This is a genomic window from Variovorax dokdonensis (genome assembly GCF_030316895.1).
In the GTDB taxonomy this organism is placed as follows: Bacteria; Pseudomonadota; Gammaproteobacteria; order Burkholderiales; family Burkholderiaceae_C; genus Variovorax; species Variovorax dokdonensis.
Window position 1 is genome coordinate 91650 of record NZ_JASZYV010000004.1, and the last position, 19483, is coordinate 111132.

General features: G+C 66.2%; 20 protein-coding genes and 1 riboswitch. Of the genes, 3 read left to right on the plus strand and 17 right to left on the minus strand.

Going from position 1 to position 19483, the window contains the following annotated elements; all coding sequences use genetic code 11:
- Positions 1 to 14: 14 nt before the first annotated feature.
- Entirely contained in the window at positions 15 to 1337 is a 1323-nt protein-coding gene (locus QTH91_RS18995) for a Rieske 2Fe-2S domain-containing protein (protein ID WP_286661708.1), read from the minus strand.
- A 302-nt stretch (positions 1338 to 1639) separates the two neighbouring features.
- Here QTH91_RS18995 and QTH91_RS19000 point away from each other — a divergent pair, with 302 nt between their 5' ends.
- On the plus strand, positions 1640 to 2371 hold the full coding sequence (locus QTH91_RS19000) for a GntR family transcriptional regulator (protein WP_286661709.1): 732 nt from the start codon (positions 1640 to 1642) through the stop codon (positions 2369 to 2371).
- A gap of 12 nt (positions 2372 to 2383) precedes the next feature.
- Here the strand turns inward: QTH91_RS19000 and QTH91_RS19005 are convergent, their stop codons facing one another.
- The 5 genes from QTH91_RS19005 to QTH91_RS19025 form a co-directional block, all read right to left on the minus strand.
- Positions 2384 to 4528 (minus strand): TonB-dependent receptor, encoded by a 2145-nt coding sequence (locus QTH91_RS19005; protein WP_286661947.1) that lies wholly within the window; start codon positions 4526 to 4528, stop codon positions 2384 to 2386.
- 208 nt (positions 4529 to 4736) lie between these two features.
- Positions 4737 to 5108 carry a DUF2946 family protein gene (locus QTH91_RS19010; protein WP_286661710.1) on the minus strand — a complete coding sequence of 124 codons (372 nt, stop codon included), beginning with the start codon at positions 5106 to 5108 and terminating at the stop codon, positions 4737 to 4739.
- Between the two features lie 57 nt (positions 5109 to 5165).
- Positions 5166 to 5909: an extensin-like domain-containing protein gene (locus tag QTH91_RS19015; protein WP_286661711.1), complete on the minus strand. Its 744-nt coding sequence runs from the start codon at positions 5907 to 5909 to the stop codon at positions 5166 to 5168.
- A gap of 177 nt (positions 5910 to 6086) precedes the next feature.
- Positions 6087 to 6296, minus strand: coding sequence for a zinc-finger domain-containing protein (locus QTH91_RS19020; RefSeq protein ID WP_286661712.1), 210 nt, complete (start codon positions 6294 to 6296; stop codon positions 6087 to 6089).
- Positions 6297 to 6301: 5 nt separating this feature from the next.
- Positions 6302 to 7237, minus strand: coding sequence for a branched-chain amino acid transaminase (locus QTH91_RS19025; RefSeq protein WP_286661713.1), 936 nt, complete (start codon positions 7235 to 7237; stop codon positions 6302 to 6304).
- A gap of 136 nt (positions 7238 to 7373) precedes the next feature.
- On the opposite strand from QTH91_RS19025, the gene QTH91_RS19030 reads away from it, so the two are divergent.
- Entirely contained in the window at positions 7374 to 8372 is a 999-nt protein-coding gene (locus QTH91_RS19030; protein WP_286661714.1) for a recombination-associated protein RdgC, read from the plus strand.
- 10 nt (positions 8373 to 8382) lie between these two features.
- Here QTH91_RS19030 and QTH91_RS19035 read toward each other — a convergent pair whose 3' ends face one another.
- The 3 genes from QTH91_RS19035 to QTH91_RS19045 are packed head-to-tail and all read right to left on the minus strand — an operon-like array spanning position 8383 to position 10239.
- Complete coding sequence (locus QTH91_RS19035; RefSeq protein WP_390368971.1) at positions 8383 to 9240, minus strand: DUF2145 domain-containing protein; 858 nt, start codon at positions 9238 to 9240, stop codon at positions 8383 to 8385.
- 10 nt (positions 9241 to 9250) lie between these two features.
- Complete coding sequence (locus QTH91_RS19040; RefSeq protein ID WP_390368973.1) at positions 9251 to 9721, minus strand: hypothetical protein; 471 nt, start codon at positions 9719 to 9721, stop codon at positions 9251 to 9253.
- 20 nt (positions 9722 to 9741) lie between these two features.
- Positions 9742 to 10239, minus strand: coding sequence for a YiaA/YiaB family inner membrane protein (locus QTH91_RS19045; protein WP_286661715.1), 498 nt, complete (start codon positions 10237 to 10239; stop codon positions 9742 to 9744).
- Positions 10240 to 10406: 167 nt separating this feature from the next.
- A riboswitch (glycine riboswitch) is annotated at positions 10407 to 10525 on the plus strand.
- A 174-nt stretch (positions 10526 to 10699) separates the two neighbouring features.
- Between QTH91_RS19045 and QTH91_RS19050 the strand changes: the two genes are divergently transcribed.
- Positions 10700 to 11974: a D-amino acid dehydrogenase gene (locus QTH91_RS19050; RefSeq protein WP_286661716.1), complete on the plus strand. Its 1275-nt coding sequence runs from the start codon at positions 10700 to 10702 to the stop codon at positions 11972 to 11974.
- A 15-nt stretch (positions 11975 to 11989) separates the two neighbouring features.
- Here QTH91_RS19050 and QTH91_RS19055 read toward each other — a convergent pair whose 3' ends face one another.
- The 8 genes from QTH91_RS19055 to radA all read right to left on the minus strand — a co-directional run bounded on the left by QTH91_RS19055 (position 11990) and on the right by radA (position 19478).
- A complete protein-coding gene (locus QTH91_RS19055) occupies positions 11990 to 12568 on the minus strand; it encodes a hypothetical protein (RefSeq protein ID WP_286661717.1) in 579 nt (192 codons plus the stop codon).
- A 27-nt stretch (positions 12569 to 12595) separates the two neighbouring features.
- On the minus strand, positions 12596 to 12946 hold the full coding sequence (locus tag QTH91_RS19060) for a GFA family protein (RefSeq protein WP_286661718.1): 351 nt from the start codon (positions 12944 to 12946) through the stop codon (positions 12596 to 12598).
- Positions 12943 to 13725, minus strand: a complete 783-nt coding sequence (locus QTH91_RS19065; protein WP_390369056.1) for a DUF899 domain-containing protein — start codon at positions 13723 to 13725, stop codon at positions 12943 to 12945. Before QTH91_RS19065 ends, QTH91_RS19060 begins: the two co-directional genes overlap by 4 nt.
- A 5-nt stretch (positions 13726 to 13730) precedes the next feature.
- Positions 13731 to 14393 carry a Vgb family protein gene (locus QTH91_RS19070; RefSeq protein WP_286661950.1) on the minus strand — a complete coding sequence of 221 codons (663 nt, stop codon included), beginning with the start codon at positions 14391 to 14393 and terminating at the stop codon, positions 13731 to 13733.
- A gap of 116 nt (positions 14394 to 14509) precedes the next feature.
- Positions 14510 to 15781 carry a helix-turn-helix domain-containing protein gene (locus QTH91_RS19075; RefSeq protein WP_286661720.1) on the minus strand — a complete coding sequence of 424 codons (1272 nt, stop codon included), beginning with the start codon at positions 15779 to 15781 and terminating at the stop codon, positions 14510 to 14512.
- A gap of 74 nt (positions 15782 to 15855) precedes the next feature.
- Positions 15856 to 16338: a glycerate kinase gene (locus QTH91_RS19080; RefSeq protein WP_286661951.1), complete on the minus strand. Its 483-nt coding sequence runs from the start codon at positions 16336 to 16338 to the stop codon at positions 15856 to 15858.
- A 48-nt stretch (positions 16339 to 16386) separates the two neighbouring features.
- Positions 16387 to 17988 (minus strand): BCCT family transporter, encoded by a 1602-nt coding sequence (locus QTH91_RS19085; protein WP_286661721.1) that lies wholly within the window; start codon positions 17986 to 17988, stop codon positions 16387 to 16389.
- 92 nt (positions 17989 to 18080) lie between these two features.
- Positions 18081 to 19478 carry a DNA repair protein RadA gene (gene radA / locus QTH91_RS19090; RefSeq protein WP_286661722.1) on the minus strand — a complete coding sequence of 466 codons (1398 nt, stop codon included), beginning with the start codon at positions 19476 to 19478 and terminating at the stop codon, positions 18081 to 18083.
- Positions 19479 to 19483: the final 5 nt, after the last annotated feature.

Below are 19483 nucleotides of genomic sequence, written 5' to 3' on the forward strand. Positions count from 1 at the left end.
TGGCGGTGCTCCGGTCAGGCGCTCAGGCGAGCGGATGCCCAGTCGCTGCCACGGCGGCGTGCGAGGTCGGCCTGTTCGCAATAGGCGTCTGCACCTTCGGCGGTGGAAACGCCGTCGATCGATGGCGGGCCGGTCAGCGCGCCAGCTTCCTCGGCGTTGGGCTGCATGGGCAGGGGCTCGCCGGCCTGGGCGGCCTCGATGGCCTTGACCAGTATGCGGCGATAGAGCGTGATGCCCTTGTCGGTGGTGCCCAGGTGTTCGCGCGTGCGGTCCTGGATCGGGCCCATCGATTCGCACGCCCACTGGTCGTGCACATTGATGTCTTCGCCCATGCCGGTGTAGGTCTTGTTCAGTTGCTCGTCGACGCTGTAGCCGTATTCGTTGCGCTTGTTCTTGCGCGACGTGTACAGCGGCAGCTCGATGGTCTGCAGGCGCTGTTCGCGCATCTGCTTCTTGTCCACCGGGCCTGTGAAGCTGGTGAAGATGGCATACCAGTAGCAATGCGTGTCGTCCACCGGCACATGCCACTGCGAGATCGTCATCTCCGAACTCATCGGGATCACGAACGCCTGGGGGAAGACGACGTTGGTGACGCGCACATGCGTCTGCTCGTCCGACAGCTTGCGCAGCGTGGTCAGTTGCATGCCGTGCGGCGCTGGCTGCACGCGGATCTCGGGCCGGTCGTATTCGCGCAGCACCTGGGTGATCGCCATCTTGGAGTCGGCCGATGCGCCTCGAAACTGCTTGCCGTAGCTCTCGGACGTGTCTTCGTCTTCGTAGAAGCGGTGCAGGAACGACGCATGTGCCGGGTCCATGCCCACCTCGAGCGCCTGCAGCCAGTTGCATTCCCACAGCCCCTTGAATGCGAAGGTATGGCTGTCGGGCGCGACGAAGCAGTCGAAATCGGCAAAGGCCGGCGGCTCGCCCTCACCGATGTATGCAAAGACGATGCCGCTTTTCTCGACCACGGGATACGCGCCCTGCTTGATGCGAGAGCACAGGCGGCTGCCAGCGGGTTCGGCCGGCGTTTCCATGCACTGGCCGGTGGCATCGAACAGCCAACCGTGAAAGGCGCAGCGCAGGCCGCCGCTTTCCAGGCGGCCGTAGGCCAGGTCCGCGCCACGGTGCGGGCAGTCGCGGTCGAGCAGGCCGACGCGACCCGTCTCGTCACGAAACAGCACGAAGTGCTGGCCCATCAACTGCACCGGCTTGAGCGGGCGCGGGCCGGTGAGCTCCTCGGACAGTGCCACGGGCTGCCAATAGCGGCGCAGCAGGTTGCCGGCGGGCGTGCCGTGGCCGACGCGGGTCATGAGTTCGTTCTGTTCGGCGCTGATCATGGTGGGGCTCCAACGGTCAAATCAGATGGCTGGCGAGCCAACTAGTGATTGCATACAACGGCATGCATTCTGACTTCAACTTCGGCAATGTCAACTGGAGTTTGCAATGGAGCAGCCCGTATTTCCTGGATTCCGTGGACTGAACGTATGCATCCGGACGGTGCACGCACGGGCTCCGGTCGACTATGCATGCAGAAACCGGGCCAACACGAAGGTCGTGCGTGCATTCCGGGGTGACAACCGGCATGCTTCTAGAATCCCGCCCAGTTCTTGCATGCAATCGGGTTTACTTCCGCCTTCCTATGGACTCCCAACAATCCCGCGTTCTCGTTCAGTTGCGCGACCTGATTCTCAAAGGCGAGTTCGGCCCGGGCGAGCGCCTGGCGGAGATACCGCTGGCGGAAAAGCTCGGCGCATCGCGCACCCCCGTGCGCCTGGCGCTCACCAGCCTGGAGCACGAGGGGCTGATCGAGCCGTCGCCCGCTGGGGGCTACCAGATGCGGCGCTTCACGTCGCAGGAGATTGCCGACGCCATCCGCGTGCGCGGCGTCATCGAGGGATTCGCGGCGCGGCTGCTCGCTGAAGACGGCGCGCCACGCCAGCTGCTGCGTGAGCTCAACGAATGCCTGACCGAAGGCGACAAGGCGGTCAACAAGCCGACCATGGAGCTGGACGACTACGCCGCCTACGTCGAGATGAACGACCGCTTCCACCAGTTGATCGTGCAAGGCTGCGGCAACGCTGCGGTCAAGCGCATCATGGACCTGCTGGACAGCCAGCCCTTCGCCGCGCCCAGCGCCATGCTGCCGATGCAATCGTCCATGGAGGAAGGCCAGCAGTGGATGCAGCAGGCGCATCGCACCCATCACGCGATGGTGCAGGCCATCGAACGCGGCCAGGGCTCGCGTGCGCAAGCCCTGGGCGAGGAACATGTGGAGATCGCCCGCATGAACCTCAACTACGCGCTGGAACGCCCCGAGCTCGCCGCCGAGCTCATGCCCGGCATGAAGCTGGTGGCGGGCAAGGTGCGTTGACGCGCTACTGCGCTAGAAGGCGACCCTCAGCGTGAGGTCTGCCGTGCGCGGCGGGCCGAGGTACACCTGCGTGTCGCTGGCGACATTGGCGGCGTAGAGCTTGTCGGTCGCGTTGCGCACGCGCCCTATGAGCGCGACGGACTTGTTGATCTGCCAGCTCAGTGCGAGATCCACCAGCGTGTAAGACGGCCAGACCAAGGTGTTGGCCGCGTCCGCATAGACCTGCCCCACATACCGCAGCCCCACACTCCCTTCCACCGAAGGCGTGAACGCATAGGACATCCACAGGTTCGCCACCGTGGACGGCGTGTTGTTGGGTGTCTTGCCCGCCAGCGAGACGCCGCCCTGGTTGAAGCGATCGTATTGCGCGTCGACGTAAGTCGCATTGGCCTGGATCGACCACCGCGGCGTCGGTTGCAGGCCGACGGCGAGCTCCACGCCCTTGGCCGACTGCTCGCCAACAAGCACCGTGAGCGCGCTGTTGTTCGGGTCCTGCGTGGCGATGTTCTTTCTCTCGATGCTGTAGAGCGCGAGGGTGGCGTTGCCCTTTCTTTCCCAGAAGTCGACCTTGCTGCCGACTTCCACCTGTCGGCCCGTCGTGAGTTCGCTGTTGTTGCGAACGTCCGCGAATGACGCAGTGGTCAGGACGCCCGAGGGTGGGTCTGCCGCGGTCGCGTATTGGGCATAGAGATTGGCGCCTGGCGCGACGTCCCACACGATGCCGATCCGGCCCGTCGTCGGGTCGTAGCTGCGGCTGAAGCTGGCCGGGTTGGCCGCTGTCACCGCGCGGCGATTGGTCAGGTCGAGCTCGATTCGCTCGTGGCGCAGCGCCGTCACCAGATTCACCGTCGGCACCAGCGCCGTCCGGTTTTCGAGATAGACCGCGGTCGTGGTGGTCTTGTTGTCCCGATCCGGACTGAAGCCGGGCGCGAGGCCCGTCTCCTGGAAGAAGTTGCCGGTCGTGAAGGAATAGGGATCCACCGTGCTGACGGTGCCTGACCCGCTCTTGGGAAAGCGTGTCTGCTTGTTGACGCTGTAGTCCAGGCCGAACGACCAGTCGCTGCGCATGCCGCCGAGCTGGCCGCGATAGATCCCCTCGATGCGATCCCCGACGAGGCGCTGGTCATGGCGCTGCAGCAGTGCGCCCGACCGGATCACCGCCGTGTTGAATGCGTTGTACCGGTAGGTTTCGACATTGCGGTAGTCGCGCAGCGCGTCGTAGGCGTAGAAGGTGTTGCGAAGCTGCAGGGCATCATTGACTCGCCACTCGGCCATCGAACGCAGCCACTGGACTTCCTGTTCATACAGGCCGTCGGCGCTGTTGTAGTTCTTGAACCGGATGCCGGGATCGACGGTCAACGTGCCGATGGCGGGGTTGAGCACGGGCGTTCCCCAGTACGGCCGATCGACCGTCTCCTTCTGGTACTCGTAGGCGAGCGTGTGGGTGAAGCCGCTGCCGAAGTCGGACAGCAGCGAGGTGGCGATCTGCGCCGAGCGTGAACCGGTGCCGTCGGTCCAGCTGTCGGCATCCCGGGCGTTCGCATCGATGCGAAAGTAATGGCTGCCCGCACCACCGTCGCCCGCAACGCGGCGGTTCAGCCCGATCGAGGCCTCGGCGAGCTTGTCCGTGCCGAAGCGCAGCTGGCCTTCGGTGAAGTCCGCACGCTGGGCGAGTTTGGTGATGTAGTTGATCGAGCCGCCGACAGCGCCCGAGCCGAACAGGAAGCTCGACGGTCCGCCCAGCACTTCGACGCGGTCGTAGATCCAGCTGTCCACCGGCCGCGCCGCGATCGAGTACTGGACATTGATGCCGTTGAACAGCTGGCTGATCGAGCCGGTGCCGAAGCCGCGATAGCTCACCCCGACGTTGCCCGGTGCGTTGTGGGCGGTGATGCCCGGCACGGCGCGAAGGATTTCCTGAGTGTCCTGCGCGCCACGTGCGTCGATCGTGGCGCGGTCGACGATGGTCACCGAGCCGGGTGTCTCGCGGGGCGTGAGCCCGAGGCGACTCCCGGTTTCGGAAGGCGTGCCCAGATTGAGCCGCCCGGTGGCGGAGACGGCCTCGTCGACAACGTCGACTTGGGGCAGCGAGCCTTGAACGCTTTGTGCGCCCGCAGGGGCAGAGGCTGCAAGCAGCAGGAACGCGACGCCAAGCATCGAGGCTGAACGCGCGAACGGTGGGGGCTCGATGCGCTGAGCGCGCACGAGTTCGAATTGACGTTTGGACATGTATCTCCCTTGAACGGCGCCCCATCGGGCGCGCGAATGCTCCGCCGCATGCCCGCTCGAAAGCGAATGCATCGCGGCACTGTCGAAGTACGGCTTCGGACCGGGCCGACAGCCGGTTCGACGAAGCAACTAGGAATCAGGCAAGTTCAGAAGGAGAGGCAGGTGGCCCGCGCGCAGGCAGCGGAGCGGCCGTTGCCGCGGCGAGCCGGGCGGCCGGAATCGACTGCACGGCGCGGCCGAGCGGCAGCGGCAGGGCTGCTTCGGCGCTCCGCTTTGGAGGTGGCGCGCCGACGGCGGCGCACAGCGGGCAGTCGAAGGATGCGTACTGCATCGCCTCGTCGCCGTCCGTGCTCTGGAAGTTGATCACCACAGCGCCGCTGCTCACCGAACAGACGACCTGCATGACCTTCGGACGAACGACTGGCGACGCCACTGCCACGCCGAGCGACAACATAAACCACGCAAGCACCAGTCGGTGCAGGAGGTTGATGCGGCGCAAGCGGTGCATGAAAAGGATTATCGCCCGGGTCGATCTGATCTCTTGCGCCTTACAAGCATGCACACATCAACGACAGCTTCGCCAGCCGCCGACCTCCAGATGAAAGTGGTCGGCGTGTACCGCGTTGTAGTCCGGGCCCAGCACGCCCTCGAACAGTCCGCAGGCGCCTTGATGGATGGCTCGCAGAAATTCGGCCTCCGGCGTCGACGCCTGAGACGGGCCTTGCGGCGCTTCTGCCCAGTCTCGGCGTAAAGACACGGCACGCCCGCGATCCGCGCGGCTGAAGGCGGCCAGGTCCAGCGCGTCAGCCGTGGCGTGCCGGCTGCGACGCCCGCCCCCTTCGGAGGGCGCACGCCCCGTCACCACGTTGCGGCAGGCGTAGCCGCCAAGATGGTCGATGCGGGTGATGCGGGTGCCCAGGTGCTGAAGCGCGGCCGGTTGCAGCACGTGCCGCTCCCACAGGGCCAGCGGCAGCGCAACGCGGCAGCTGAGCAGCACCGGAGCGTTCAAAGGCGCGCCATTCGTGCCTTGCAGCCGTACTGCGTTTTCGAGGGCGCAACCCTCGCCCGTCACTCGATCGGGCACGGGCTCGAAGCGCATGCCGGCTTCGCCGATCAGGGCCAGGCATTGCGCCGGCTCGCGTTGTGCACGGCCGAGCTTGATGCGTGTGAGCCAGTTTGGCGGCTCCGAGATGTCGAGTCTGGCCCAAGGATTGAAGCGCGGCGGCACGACCACCCACCCCGCATGCACCGCCCAGCCAAGGGCCAAGAGCGCGACGAAGCAAAGGGCGGCAGCGAATCGGAGAAGCATCGGCATCGACGTGGCGGACACGTCGCGAGCATCATGCGGGACGACATCAGTACGCTGTAGTCCGCCGACTGAATTGCGCCGCCCGATGGCGGCCTCCCCCGGCGCTCGCCCGAACCGCACATGAAAAAAGCGCCCACCTGGGGCGCTTTTTTCTGGATGAGCGTCGGACGCTCGCGCTCAGTGATGCGCGCCCACGACCTCGCCCGCCTTCAGGCGATAGACCGTACCGCAGTAGGGGCACTTGGCCTCGCCCAGCCGAGCCACGTCCAGGTAGACCTTGGGATGGCTGCTCCACAGCTTCATGTCGGCCTTGGGGCTGGGGCAGAACACGCCGCCCTGATGGTTCAAGTCCTTGGCCGAGAGTTCGACCACTGCTTTTGCGTTCATGTTGATCAGACCTTGCTGAGCCACTTGGCGTACTTGGGATTGCGCCCGTTGACGATGTCGAAGAAGGCGTTCTGGATCTTCTCGGTGATCGGGCCGCGCGATCCGGCGCCGATCTCGATACGGTCGAGTTCGCGGATCGGCGTGACTTCGGCGGCGGTGCCGGTGAAGAAGGCCTCGTCGGCGATGTACACCTCGTCGCGCGTGATGCGCTTTTGCACCAGCTTGATGCCCAGGTCTTCGCAGATGTGCAGGATGGTGTTGCGGGTGATGCCGTTGAGGGCACCGGCCGACAGGTCTGGCGTGTAGACCACGCCGTCCTTCACCACGAAGATGTTCTCGCCAGCGCCTTCGGACACGAAGCCGGCGGCGTCGAGCAGCAGGGCTTCGTCGTAGCCATCGTCCAGGGCTTCCATGTTGGCCAGGATCGAGTTGCTGTAGTTGCTCACCGCCTTGGCCTGCGTCATGGTGATGTTGACGTGGTGGCGGGTGTAGCTCGAGGTCTTGACGCGGATGCCGCGCTTCAGGCCTTCTTCGCCCAGGTAGGCGCCCCAGGCCCAGGCGGCCACCATCACGTGGATGGTGTTGCCCTTGGGCGAGACGCCCAGCTTCTCGGAGCCGATCCAGACCAGCGGGCGCAGGTAGCAGCTTTCGAGCTTGTTGGCACGCACCACTTCCTTTTGCGCCTCGTTGAGCTGCTCCTTCGAGAAGGGCATCTTCATGCGCAGGATCTTGGCGCTGTTGAACAGGCGGTCGGTGTGCTCTTCCAGGCGGAAGATGGCGGTCCCGTTCTGCGTGTTGTAGGCACGCACGCCTTCGAAGGCGCCGCAGCCATAGTGCAGCGTGTGGCTGAGCACGTGGATCTTGGCATCGCGCCAGTCCACCATCTCGCCATCCATCCAGATCTTGCCGTCGCGATCGGCCATCGAGGGTTGCGCGCTCATGAGTAATCCTTGACTAGGGAGGAAATCGCAAAGCCTGTGATTTTACGGCGGGCTTGTAACACCTTGGGCGCGCGCCGGCTGCGCCCCGAGTCCGCGCCACAATGGGTGCTCACGACATGCCCGAGGTTTTCATACAGTGTCCCTTTTCAAGAACGTCATCGTCTTTTGCATCGATCCCTCCTGGAACCAGGATCTGGCCCAGGCCGAAGAAGCCCTCGGCGCCCACCGTTTTGCCCCCTGCGGCGCCAGCCAGGAGAAGTCCACCGGCTGGGTGCCGCCACGCGGCCAGGAGCACGGCCCCCTGATCGAATCGATCCAGGGCCAGTGGCTGCTCGAATTCATGATCGAGGCCAAGAGCATCCCCGGCTCGGTCGTGCGCCGCAAGGTGGACGAACGCGCTGCGCAGATCGAGGCGACCACCGGCCGCCGTCCCGGCCGCAAGGAACAGAAGGAGATGAAGGAGCAGGTCACGCAGGAGCTGCTGCCGATGGCCTTCTCGCGCTATGCGCGTGTCATGGTCTGGGTCGACCGCACGCAACGCCGGCTGGTGATCAATGCCTCCAACCTCGCCCGCGCTGACGAGGTGGTGAGCAGCCTGATCGAGCAGTTGTCGGGCCTGGGCGTATCCGCGCTGCACACGGCCATCGAGCCAGCGTCGGCGATGTCCGGCTGGTTGCACACGCAGGAGCCGCCGGCCGACTTCTCCATCGATCGCGAATGCGAGCTCAAGGCCACCGACGATTCGAAGGCCGCCGTGCGCTATGCCAAGCACGCGCTGGACATTGACGAAGTCCGCGCCCACATCGACGCCGGCAAGCGCCCCACCCGCCTGGCCATGACATGGGACGACCGGGTCTCGTTCGAGCTGACCGAAGGGCTGCAACTGCGCAAGCTGGTGTTCCTGGAGGGCACCGACAAGGCCGCCGAAGGTGGCAAGCCGGAGGACGATTTCGACGCCGATGCAGCCATCGCCACGGGCGAGTTGGGGCAGTTGCTGCCCGCGCTGATCGAGGCGCTGGGCGGCGAGCAGCAGATCGGCGGCGGTGGCTTGCCAATGGAAGCGCCCGCGCGGACGGGTGCGCCCGTCGCTTCGGGCACGGAACCGGCCGCCGAAGAAGAAGAGGCGCCGTTCTAGCTGGCCGTTCCTATCGGCCGACTGCCAAGACCAGCACCGCCGGCCGCGACGCCATCTCGGTGCGCTGCATCCACGCCATCACCGAATCGACGGTGACGGTCTCGATGCGATCGGAAAAGCGCTTCTCGTTCGGATGGTCGTCGAAGGCGATGTTGGCCCGGGTCGCCCGGCCGCCCAGGCGCGTGAGCGGCCCGATCCGCAGCGTGCTGGGCTCGTAGCCCTTGAACTGCAACCACGCCTGCGCCTGCGACCGCGTGCGCACCGTGGCCGGCTCCATGGCCAGAGCCAGCGTCTCCAGCGCCCATTGGTTGGACTGCTGGTACTTGCCGCCCCAGACATAGCTCACCATGCTGTAAGGCTTGTGCTGCAACGTACGCGCCGCGCGGTTGTCCTGCAGCACGGACAGCAGGCGCTGCTGCACCTCTGGCTTCGGCACGACCAGCACGGCCTCGTAGCGCCACAGGTCGTCGAGAAAGAACTCGCCCAGGCCCTGCCGATAGATGTAGCCATCGGCGGTGCCGCATTCGTTGAGCTTGTGCGCCACGCGCCATCTGCCCTCTGGCGTCCGGTAGGCCCAGCCGAGGTGCGAATAGCGCAGGCCGTATTTGCCCAGGTCCTGGCCCGCGCGGCCGAGCATCGCCACCCGGCTGCCATCGCGCTTGAACTCGGTTTCCAATGCCTCGGAAGCCTGCTGCGCCAATCGCATGCCGCGATCGATGGACTCGGCCGTGGGCTTTTGCGCCTCGCACGAACGGCCCGCATGGGCTGGCGCGGCAGTGATGAACATCGCCGCAGCCGCCAAGGCCGCGCACCGGATGAACGGAGCCATGCGGGCCCGATGCGGTTGCTTGACTTCAATGGCTTTCATACCGCAAACCTCACAGACGCTCGTTGTACAGAAGCGCCTGGCCGATGGCATTGGGGATGAAGGCAATCACCTCCCCTGCCGCCGACAGGACCACGCCGGTACTGAGGACGCCGCAGGTCAGCACCGTACCCACCGCGAGTGCCGAAGCGCCGACGCCGCGCCCGGCCACTTCGACGCTCAGTTGGGCGCCATCCGCTGCCCGTTCGAGCAGGTAGACGATGCCGGTGGCGGATGCTTCGACCGCCTTCACCGTGAGCACCGCACCAGCGACGGACAAGGCCGCTGGCACCGCCGCGACGGCGCCCGCCGCAGTGGAGGCGACCGAGGCCGTGCCCACGACCGACGCGACCGGCAACGCCGACAGGACCAGAGAAGCCTCGCTCTGTGCCCGCGCCGGCGCCATCGCCAGGCCGCACAGCAGACTTGCCGCGAAAACCATCCGGGCCAGGATGCCGCTGATATTGCGTGCTGAGTTGTTCATGGCTTTTTCCTCCTTGAAGTTCATTCGGTGTCAGAAGAAGAAACCGATTCGGCGGCGTCCATGCGGCCGCGTGCACGGGCCTCGACCAGGTCGGCCTCGTGCCGGTCCCGAAGCATCTTGGCCAGCGTGAAAGCCGAGGTGATCAGGTAGAGCCAGCTCACGCCCATGAAGGCCTTGTAGGTTTCATTGATCTGCATGCTCAGCAGGCCCCAGCCGGTCAAGCCCATCGCCACGCCGAAGCCGCCCCACACGACAAGCTTCCACATCGGCGTGTCGCCAGCCGCGCGCTTTGCGCCTTCGTGTTGCTGGCCGTTGTCGCGCACGTACTTCGCCAGCACGAAGGCGGCCGACAGGCAGAACACGTAGCCCATCACCATGAATGCCTGTTCGAGCCGAGCACCCGGCAGCCAGGCGAGCCCCACGGCGCACAGGAACGCGGCAATGGCAAAGGAGATCCACACCTGCAATTGCCAAGCGCGGGTGTCACGTTGAACGACGATGGAAGAAGGGATTGACATACGGGAAAGGCCGCTTGGGGCCGTGGTTAAACACGGGGCGCATCGTGTGCTGGCCGATGCCGCCGAACTTGCTTTCGGATGCGGCGGTGGCCCGGCCCAAGCTCGGCGGTATTGCGCCGAGATACTTTTGGGGGCTTTGAAGCCAGCCGAAGTGCGACTTAGAATCGCAACCTCGATCGGGAGAGACTGGCAAATCGTCAACTGACACCGTCAAACGGACGACCACGCTGGCGCCGAAGGAGCAACCGCCCCGGAAACTCTCAGGCAAAAGGACCGATCGGCTTTCACCAATCTCTGAAGAGCACCCGGTTTCGTCGACCGGGACACCGCAGGAGCAAGCGGCCACCGATACGCATCGGACGGCCCGCGAATCTCTCAGGTACCAAGACAGAGGGGGCGCACGCTGCTGGCATTCGAGGCCGGGGCGCGCTCCCTTCATGACGGTCTTGGAGCTTCTCTCATGCAATCGATCGCAGTGATCGGCGGTGGCATCACGGGTGTCACCACTGCCTACGCGCTGGCCAAGCGCGGCTTTTCCGTCACCTTGTTCGAACGGCAGCGCTATGCCGCCATGGAAACCTCGTTCGCCAATGGCGGACAGCTATCGGCCTCCAACGCCGAAGTGTGGAACCACTGGGCCACCGTCTGGAAAGGCATGAAGTGGATGCTGCGCAGCGACGCGCCGTTGCTGGTCAACCCCAGGCCGAGCTGGCACAAGCTGTCTTGGTTCGCCGAGTTTGTCGGGCACATCGGTCGCTATCGGCACAACACCGTCGAAACCACGCGAATGGCCATTGCTGCCCGCGAGCACCTGTTCGCCTGGGCGAAGGCCGAGGGGATCGACTTCGACCACAAGCGCGAAGGCATCCTGCACATCTATCGCGACAAGGCGGGCTTCGACCATGCGGCCGAGGTGAGCAAGCTGCTTGCCGAGGGCGGCTTGCCGCGCCGGGCGGTGACGCCAGAAGAGATGCGTGCCATCGAGCCCACGCTGGCGGGCCGCTACTACGGCGGCTTCTTTACCGAAAGCGATTCGACCGGCGACATCCACAAGTTCACCAACGGGCTGGCCGCGGCGGCCGTGCGACTGGGCGTGCGCATCCTCTACGAACAGCAGGTGTCGGCGTTGAAAAGCGATGGCAAGTTGGCCAGCGTGACGGTGGCGACAGGCTTGGGCCCGAACGGCCATAGCGCCGTGCACCACTTCGACGGCCTGGTGGTGTGCGCCGGCGTCGGCAGCCGGGACTTTGCTGCGCAACTGGGCGATCGCGTCAACGTCTACCCCGTCAAGGGCTACTCGATCACGGTGAATCTGCTCGATGCTGCCAGCCAAGCCGGCGCTCCGAGCGTCAGCCTGCTCGATGACGAGACGAAGCTGGTGACGAGCCGACTCGGCATCGACCGCTTCCGCGTTGCCGGCACCGCGGAGTTCAACGGCTTGAACCGCGACATCCGCGCCGACCGGATCCGGCCCTTGATCGATTGGGTCAACCAGTGTTTTCCGCAGATCAGCACCCGCCAGGTGGTGCCGTGGGCAGGTCTGCGCCCCATGTTGCCGAACCTGATGCCGCGCGTGGGCCAAGGCAGGCGCGCCAACGTCTTCTACAACACCGGCCACGGCCACCTGGGCTGGACCCTGTCGGCTGCGACAGCGGAGATGGTGGCCGCCGAAATGCAGCAGGCAAGCGTTGGCTGGGGCACCCGCCTGCATGCCGCAGCTGGCATGCCCGCCTGATCCGCAGCGCGCGGATCACGCCGCGCGGCGTGCACGTCGCCGGCACCATCGGGCCGCGCCGCATGCGCCCGATGCGACCGCGGCGGTCATCGCCAGCATGGCCAACATGTGCACGCCGACCGCCGCGAGGGCGAGCACGAACGAGCCGGACGCGGTGATCTCGCGCGCCGGCGAGTTGGACAGGCACAGCGGGACAAGCGCCGGCACCAGCATCAGCCCCGCGCCATGCATCGTCGCCATGAAGAACGACCAGAGCACGAGCGCTGAACTGCCTGCCGTCGGCCCAGCAACACCAAAGCGCCGGTTACCCCGCTTCAGATGCGCCAGCACCAGCGCCACCAGCAACATGAGGGCTCCCAGCTGAAGGGCCAGCCGCGCGACGTCATCAAATGCCGGAAACATGGCGACGGCCAGAGCCACCAGCATCACCGAGGCCACGTGCCCGAGCGCGATGGGCAGGAGCGCACGTCTGGCTTGCGCATCGTCTTGAGATTGCACGCCCCTTGCAGCCGCCAGCGCCCAACCCGTCGCCGGGTTCAAGCCGTGCAGCGCGCCCAGGCCGGCGACGGTCACCCAAGGCCAAAGCTGCGACATGCCACGCTCCTGCTGCCAGACAAGCCGTCAGATGGCCCTGCCGTCGTAGTGCTTGACGGGAATGGCGTCGAGATCGATGCCCTCGATGCAGCGCAGGTTGACGGCCGCAACGGCGTTGCCTTGGGGATCGTTGGCTTCGCCGAAGGCGTGGATGCCACAGGCCGGACAGAACCGGTGCCGGATCATGTGCTTGTTGAAGAGGTAGGTGCCCGCGTTGTCTTCCGGCGTCTGGAGCTTCAGTTGCTCGCGCGGCACGAACCACAGCAGTGAGGCGCGTCGCGCGCACATCGAGCAGTTGCAGGCCAGGCCGCTGTCGATCGTTCCTTCGACGTGGAAGGCGATGGCGCCGCAATGGCAGCTTCCGGCGTAGGTGGTCACTGCGGCACCTCTTCCTTCGGCGTTGCCGGGTGGGTCGCGGCGCTGCCGGCGCAGCAGCCCGCCGCCTTGGGCGCTGCATCGTAGCGATCGTGGTGACGCACCCAGGCCATGCCGTAGCTCAACTGCTCCTCGTCGCGACCCTTGGGCAGAAGATCCAGCAAGCGATAGGCGCCCATCATCGCTTCCACGCCACGTCCGTAGGCCGAGTAGGTGTGGAAGATGGTGCCGACGTCATCCTTGTAGAACACCGACAGGCCAGGCAGCTCGTCGTGCATGAAGTCCGTCATGTGAAAGTTGTAGTAGATCTCGCCGCGCGCCATCTGCTCGGGCGTGAAGCTGACGTCGAAGTCCTGGTTGAAGTCATTGCGGTGGGAAGAGGCCCACTTGAACTTCCAGCCCATTCGCCGGCGGAACTGCTCGATCTCCGCGATCGGCGCGCGCGAGATGGCCACGAAGCTCATATCGCGCTGCTGCAGGTGAACCTCGATGCCATCGACGTGGTCGGCCATGAAGGAGCAGCTGCGGCAGCCCTCCTGCCAACCCGGCCCGAGCATGAAGTGCTGCACCAGCAACTGCCGCCGCCCTTCGAACAGGTCGGCCAGCGCACGCGGGCCATCGGGTGTGTCGAACACATAGTGCTTGTCCACATGCAGCCAGGGCAACGCGCGGCGTTCGCGGGCGATCTCGTCAGACAGTCGCGTGAGCTCTTTCTCCCGCGCCAGCAGCGCCTTGCGCTGGATCAGCCAGCGGTCCTTCACGACGACGGCGTGGTCTTGCATGATGCTCATGACCGCTGCTCCTTCGCGGGGCGACGCACTGCGCGAACCTTGCCGCTCGCGCCGCCGCCGCAATAGAACAGGTCGGCGCCGTCGGACTCCAGGCCGCTCACACCCTGGCCGTCGGGCATGGCCAGTCGTTCGAGCACCTCGCCACTGTCGGGATCGATGCGGCGCAGTTCGCTTTCTTCGGCCTCCCAGGTGCCGTGCCACAGCTCGCCTTCGACCCACGTCACGCCGGTCACGAAGCGGTTCGATTCGATGGTGCGACGGATTGCGCCGGACTCCGGATCGATCTGATGGATCTTGCGCTCCCGGTAGTGGCCCACCCAGAGGCTGCCTTCGGCCCAGGCCAGGCCCGAATCGTTGCCTTGGCCAGGCGCCGGGATCGACGAGAGCACCTTGCCACTGGCCGGGTCGATCTTGTCGATGCGCGATTCGGCGATCTGGTAGAGATGCTTGCCATCGAAGGCCGTGCCGGCATCGCTGGCGCAGGGCAACGTGCGCTCGATGCTTCCGCTGGCGGGATCGAAAGCCACCAGCTGAGTGCCGGTGGCGGCCCAGACATGCGTGCCATCGTGGCTCACGCCATGGACGCGTCCATCGCCGCCCAAGTCGCCGTACTCGCGCACGATCTGGGCCGGGCGCGCAGCAACGCCGGGAGTGCGCATGCGGCTGGGCGGCGCGTCTGCTTCCGCGACGCAGGCGTCGCTCGATTTGCTGTCGGTCATCGTCATCGCTCCTGTGGATGAGAGTGGTGCCGACCACCGGCACCGTGAGCACAAATCTACGCCGGCTGCAGCGCAGCGGGGAGTAACAAGATCGTCGTGAATCCGGCCAGCGGCGGCGCCAGCCAGCGTTGCGCACGCGCGCGTCCCACCGATCGCACCCGGCCTTGAGCTTCCAGTTCGGCCAAGGCGCGCTGCACCGTGCGCTGGCTCGCGTCCAGGGCCAGCGCAAGTGCAGAAGTCGACCAGGCAGCGCCGTCCGACAGCAGCGCCTGAAGCGCCGCCTGCTCGCCATCGATGGGGGGCGCAAGCACGACCACCGAACGTCCTTCGAGCGGCTGCAGGGCGAATCCACTGGCCGTGGCCTCGATGCGCGCCAGCGGCTTGACCAAGGCGCGCAGTCGGCCCATTTCCACGCGCAGCCTTGCACGATGCGTCTCGTCCGGATTGCGCGTACGAAAGGCATCGGCAATCAGGAACTCGCGTGCCACATCGCCAGGCCAAGCATGCGCCAATGCCCGCAGCAGCGCGAAGGGCACGGGGCGGCGAGCCAGCGGCAGCCACGTCGTGCCGCAGCGCAAGCCGCGTCGGCATGCATCCAGAACGAGCTGGGTCGGATCGGCCATCAGAGCCGCCACCTCACGCAACTCCAGCGGTCGCGCATCGGCGGCTTCGTCGACGCCCAACCCGCTTGCTCCAACGGCCGGCGCGCGGCGCGCTGCGGGCCGCCGCATGGCCTCCAGCGCCTCGTTGACTTCGGCGACCAGGGCGGGCACATCTGCGCGAAGGGCCAAGGCGCGCGCCCGCGCCAACAGCGCCTGCGCCTCGTCGATGCGCAGCGAGCGCAAAGCCAGCTCGGCAGCGGAAAGATCGGCCACTGCCGCCATTGCTGGCGAGATGCCTTGGCGCAGGTCGAGCGTCGACAAGAGCGCGGATGCCTCTCCGAGTCGCCCGAGCAGCAACAGCCGGCGCGCCGCGATCAGCTTCGCCTGCAGCGCGTTGGCATGATCGTCGTGGGCGGCCAGCGTGGACGCAGCGGCGGTGAGCGCACGCGGTGATGCGCCACTGCTGCCGAGATCGCGCATGGCCAGCGCCACCTCCGCCTCGGCAACGATGCAGCGTGCACGCGCCAGCGATTCATGCTCGGCGCCGAATCGCCGCGCCGCGCGTTGAAGCAGATGGCGCGCGCGCACGTGCTCCCCCAACTGCGCCATCGCGATGCCGCGCAAGGCAAGGGCAGCGGGATCGTCGCGCAGGGCCACGCGCTTGAGCGCGCCAAGCGCATCGCCAGCCGCCAATGCGCGGGCGGCGGCGGAGATCAAGGCATCCATGGGGCGGCATTCTGACGGGATGCCGCGAAGCGCGAAAGGCGCGGCGGCTGCTGCCGCCGCAAGCGCGCCAAGACTCAGGAGGAGCGTTGCTCTTCAGCCGGCGCGGCCGTCGAGACGCTGGCTGGGTGCGCTGCCACATCCGCTGACGCGTCGGCGGGGACTTCGGGCCGGGTCAGCGTCCAGGTGCGAAGCTTGCCATTGAAGAACTCCGCATCGACATAGGAGCCGCCGTTGTCGGTCCAGCGGTACAACTCGGGTTGCTCGTCCTTGGGTGAGCGCAGTTCCCCCAGCGCGCGGGTGAGCGCGATGACGTGCATCAGCGTCTGCCCCTTGCGCATCTTGACGTTGAGCATCACCGCGCTGGCCACGCTGCCGATCGGGCGATTGGAAGCGCGGCGCAGCACGGCCAGGGCCCGGTTGAAGTTGAGCAGCAGGAACATGACGATCGCGCCGCCCGCGAGGGCGACGCCGGCCCAGCCGTAGGCGCGGTAGGAGCCGAACAGGATCAGGAGGCCCGCGGCGGGCACCCACAATTGCTTGAAGTTCATGCGCCTTATTGTCGCCGCTGCACTGCGGCGGCCATGGCCGCCGAGGCTATTGCGGCGTCAGCCGATATCGTCTCGCCGCGCCTGGGCCGGCCTTGCCGATGACGGCGCTTGACCGCCGCCGGCACCCTGCCCGACCGCTTCTTCCTTGCTCACCCACTCGCGCAGGCGCCGATGCAGCTTGCGTTCCTGGGCATCTTCTTCTCTCCAGTCCTGCCGGATGGCGATCACGAGCGCGATGCACATCAGGATCAGCACCAGCGAGAACGGCAGGGCGAACACGATCGTGGCAGCCTGCAGCGCGTTGATGCCGCCGGCCAACAGAAGGCTCATGGCAATCCCCGAGACAAGCACGCCCCAGATGATCTTGACCTTGGCCTTCGGATTGGGGTCTCCCCCCGTGCTCATGGTGCCCAGCACCAGCGTGGCCGAATCGCCCGAAGTGACGAAGAAGACGAACACCAGCACCGTCGCCACGATCGACAGCAAAGTGCTGGCTGGCAATGCGTTGAACATGACGAACATGGTGGTGGCCACGTTTTCCTTGACCGCCTCGGCCAGCGGAACGTCGCGGAAGATCTCGAGGTTGAGTGCGGTGCCACCGAAGATGGAAAACCACACGAAGCCCACCAGCGAAGGCGCCAGCACCACGCCCATGATGAATTCGCGGATCGTGCGGCCCTTCGACACGCGAGCGATGAACAGACCCACGAAGGGCGACCATGCCAGCCACCATGCCCAGTAGAAGACGGTCCAGTCGGCCACCCAGGTGTTGTCGCGGAAGGGCGTGGTCCGCAGACTCATCTGCACCAGTTGCGACAGGTACGAGCCCAGCGTGTTCGTCAGCGTGTCGACGATGGCCACGGTGGGCCCCACCACCAGGACGAACAGCGCCAGCAAGGCCGCCACGAGCAGGTTGCCCATCGACAGGTACTTCACGCCGCGTTCCACGCCCGTCACCGCCGAGGTGATGAAGAGCACGGTGGTGACGACGATGATGATCGCCTGGTTCGTCGCGCTCACCGTCACGCCGAAGGCAGCATGCAGTCCGCCGTTGATCTGGGTTGCGCCCACGCCCAGCGATGCCGCCACGCCGAAGGCGGTGGCCACGATGGCCAGCACATTGAACGCCGGCGAAAGCTTGCGCGCGATGGCCCATGGGAGCGATTCCGTCACCGAACTGATCAGCGGCGTGGTCTTGCGCCTGAAGGAGAAGAACGCGATGGCCAGTCCCACCACGCCATACACCGCCCAGGGGTGCAGCCCCCAATGGAAGAAGGCATAGCGCATGCTGGTTCGCGCGGCCTCCGCCGTGAGTGGCTCCACGCCGGGCGGTGGCGTGACGTAGTGCGAGATGGGCTCGGCCACGCCGTAGAACACCAGGCCGATGCCCATGCCGGCGGCAAAGAGCATGGAGAACCATGCAGGCAGCGAGAACTCCGGCTCGTCGTCGTGGTCGCCCAGCTTGAGATTGCCGTAGCGCGTCACCGCCAGGAATACGGCCAGGACCACCAGCAACAGGACGAGCCACAGGTAGAGCCAGCCGAAGTTGTGCGAGATGTCGGCCAGTGCGCGATTGAACACCGAACCCAGCGTCGCCGGGGAGATCAACCCCCACAGCACGATGGCGGCGATCACGCCGGCAGAAACAATAAGTTGCATGATTCTTTTCCTCCTTCAATGACGCCGGGACGGATTCGACCCGGCTTTCTTCTTTCAGGCAAGTGCAGCGTGCCCGCTTGCAAATGCCCTGCTCAATCCAGGCCGCGCACGACTTCCAATGCTTCCTCGATGCGCTCGACAGGGTGCAGCACCATGCCCTCGAAGCCCGATGCGCCGGGCTTCGGCGCATTCGCGCGCGGCACGATGGCCACCGAAAAGCCAAGCTTGGCCGCTTCGCGCAGACGCTCCTGCCCGCGCGGCGCGGGTCGCACTTCGCCAGCCAGGCCCACTTCGCCGAAGGCGATGAAGCCCTTGGGCAGCGGCTTGCCGCGCAGCGAAGAGCTGATGGCCAGCATCACCGCCAGATCGGCCGCAGGCTCGGCGATCCGTACGCCGCCCACCGCGTTGACGAACACGTCCTGGTCCATGCAGGCCACGCCGGCATGGCGATGCAGCACCGCCAGCAGCATGGCCAGGCGCTCTCGATCGAGGCCCACCGACAAGCGGCGCGGACTGGGTCCGCCGTCGTCGACCAGCGCCTGGATCTCCACGAGCATCGGGCGCGTGCCTTCGAGCGTCACCAGCACGACGCTGCCGGGCACCGGCTCGCTGTGCTGGCTCAAGAAGATGGCACTGGGATTGCTCACGCCCTTGAGGCCGCGCTCGGTCATGGCGAACACGCCGATCTCGTTGACCGCGCCGAACCGGTTCTTGATGGCTCGCACCAGCCGAAAGCTCGAGTGCGTGTCGCCCTCGAAGTACAGCACCGTGTCGACCATGTGCTCCAGCACGCGCGGCCCGGCCAGCGCGCCTTCCTTGGTCACATGGCCGACCAGCACGACCGCCGTGCCACTCATCTTGGCGAAACGGGTCAGGTGAGCCGCGCACTCACGCACTTGTGCCACCGAGCCGGGCGCCGAGCTTAGCTGGTCCGAGTAGACCGTCTGGATGGAATCGATCACCGCGATGGCGGGGCGCGTACTGTCCAGCGTGGCGATGATCTTCTCGAGCTGGATCTCGGCGAGCACCTGCACCTGCGAATGCGACAGTTGCAGCCGGCGTGAGCGCATCGCCACCTGCGCGCCGCTCTCTTCACCGGTGACGTAAAGCGCGTTCTGCCCGGCACGCTGCAGCGCATCCACGGCCTGCAACAGCAGCGTGGACTTGCCGATGCCGGGGTCGCCGCCGATGAGCGTGACGCCGCCCGCCACGATGCCGCCGCCGAGCACGCGGTCGAGCTCAGCCATGCCGGTCGGCGTGCGGGCCACGTCGACCGCCTCGATCTCCGACAGCAGCATCAACTCCGAAACGCCACCCAGCGCCGCGAACTGTGGTTGGCTGAGCCGGTTATTGCCGCCACTGCTCGCCGCGGGGCGTGCCGCCTGCTCCACGAGCGTGTTCCAGGCACCGCAGCTGGGGCACTTGCCAAGCCACTTCGCACTGGTGCCGCCGCATTCGCTGCAGACATATTGGGTCTTGTCTTTTGCCATGCAAC

Coding starts and splice junctions, on each gene's coding strand:
- QTH91_RS19065 (WP_390369056.1), bottom strand. CDS start 13,725: ATGCAAGACCACGCCGTCGTCGTGAAGGACCGCTGGCTGATCCAGCGC.
- QTH91_RS19070 (WP_286661950.1), bottom strand. CDS start 14,393: ATGCGCACTCCCGGCGTTGCTGCGCGCCCGGCCCAGATCGTGCGCGAG.
- QTH91_RS19015 (WP_286661711.1), bottom strand. CDS start 5,909: ATGCTTCTCCGATTCGCTGCCGCCCTTTGCTTCGTCGCGCTCTTGGCC.
- radA (WP_286661722.1), bottom strand. CDS start 19,478: ATGGCAAAAGACAAGACCCAATATGTCTGCAGCGAATGCGGCGGCACC.
- QTH91_RS19025 (WP_286661713.1), bottom strand. CDS start 7,237: ATGAGCGCGCAACCCTCGATGGCCGATCGCGACGGCAAGATCTGGATG.
- QTH91_RS18995 (WP_286661708.1), bottom strand. CDS start 1,337: ATGATCAGCGCCGAACAGAACGAACTCATGACCCGCGTCGGCCACGGC.
- QTH91_RS19055 (WP_286661717.1), bottom strand. CDS start 12,568: ATGTCGCAGCTTTGGCCTTGGGTGACCGTCGCCGGCCTGGGCGCGCTG.
- QTH91_RS19050 (WP_286661716.1), top strand. CDS start 10,700: ATGCAATCGATCGCAGTGATCGGCGGTGGCATCACGGGTGTCACCACT.
- QTH91_RS19075 (WP_286661720.1), bottom strand. CDS start 15,781: ATGGATGCCTTGATCTCCGCCGCCGCCCGCGCATTGGCGGCTGGCGAT.
- QTH91_RS19010 (WP_286661710.1), bottom strand. CDS start 5,108: ATGCACCGCTTGCGCCGCATCAACCTCCTGCACCGACTGGTGCTTGCG.
- QTH91_RS19035 (WP_390368971.1), bottom strand. CDS start 9,240: ATGAAAGCCATTGAAGTCAAGCAACCGCATCGGGCCCGCATGGCTCCG.
- QTH91_RS19020 (WP_286661712.1), bottom strand. CDS start 6,296: ATGAACGCAAAAGCAGTGGTCGAACTCTCGGCCAAGGACTTGAACCAT.
- QTH91_RS19040 (WP_390368973.1), bottom strand. CDS start 9,721: ATGAACAACTCAGCACGCAATATCAGCGGCATCCTGGCCCGGATGGTT.
- QTH91_RS19045 (WP_286661715.1), bottom strand. CDS start 10,239: ATGTCAATCCCTTCTTCCATCGTCGTTCAACGTGACACCCGCGCTTGG.
- QTH91_RS19085 (WP_286661721.1), bottom strand. CDS start 17,988: ATGCAACTTATTGTTTCTGCCGGCGTGATCGCCGCCATCGTGCTGTGG.
- QTH91_RS19000 (WP_286661709.1), top strand. CDS start 1,640: ATGGACTCCCAACAATCCCGCGTTCTCGTTCAGTTGCGCGACCTGATT.
- QTH91_RS19005 (WP_286661947.1), bottom strand. CDS start 4,528: ATGCTTGGCGTCGCGTTCCTGCTGCTTGCAGCCTCTGCCCCTGCGGGC.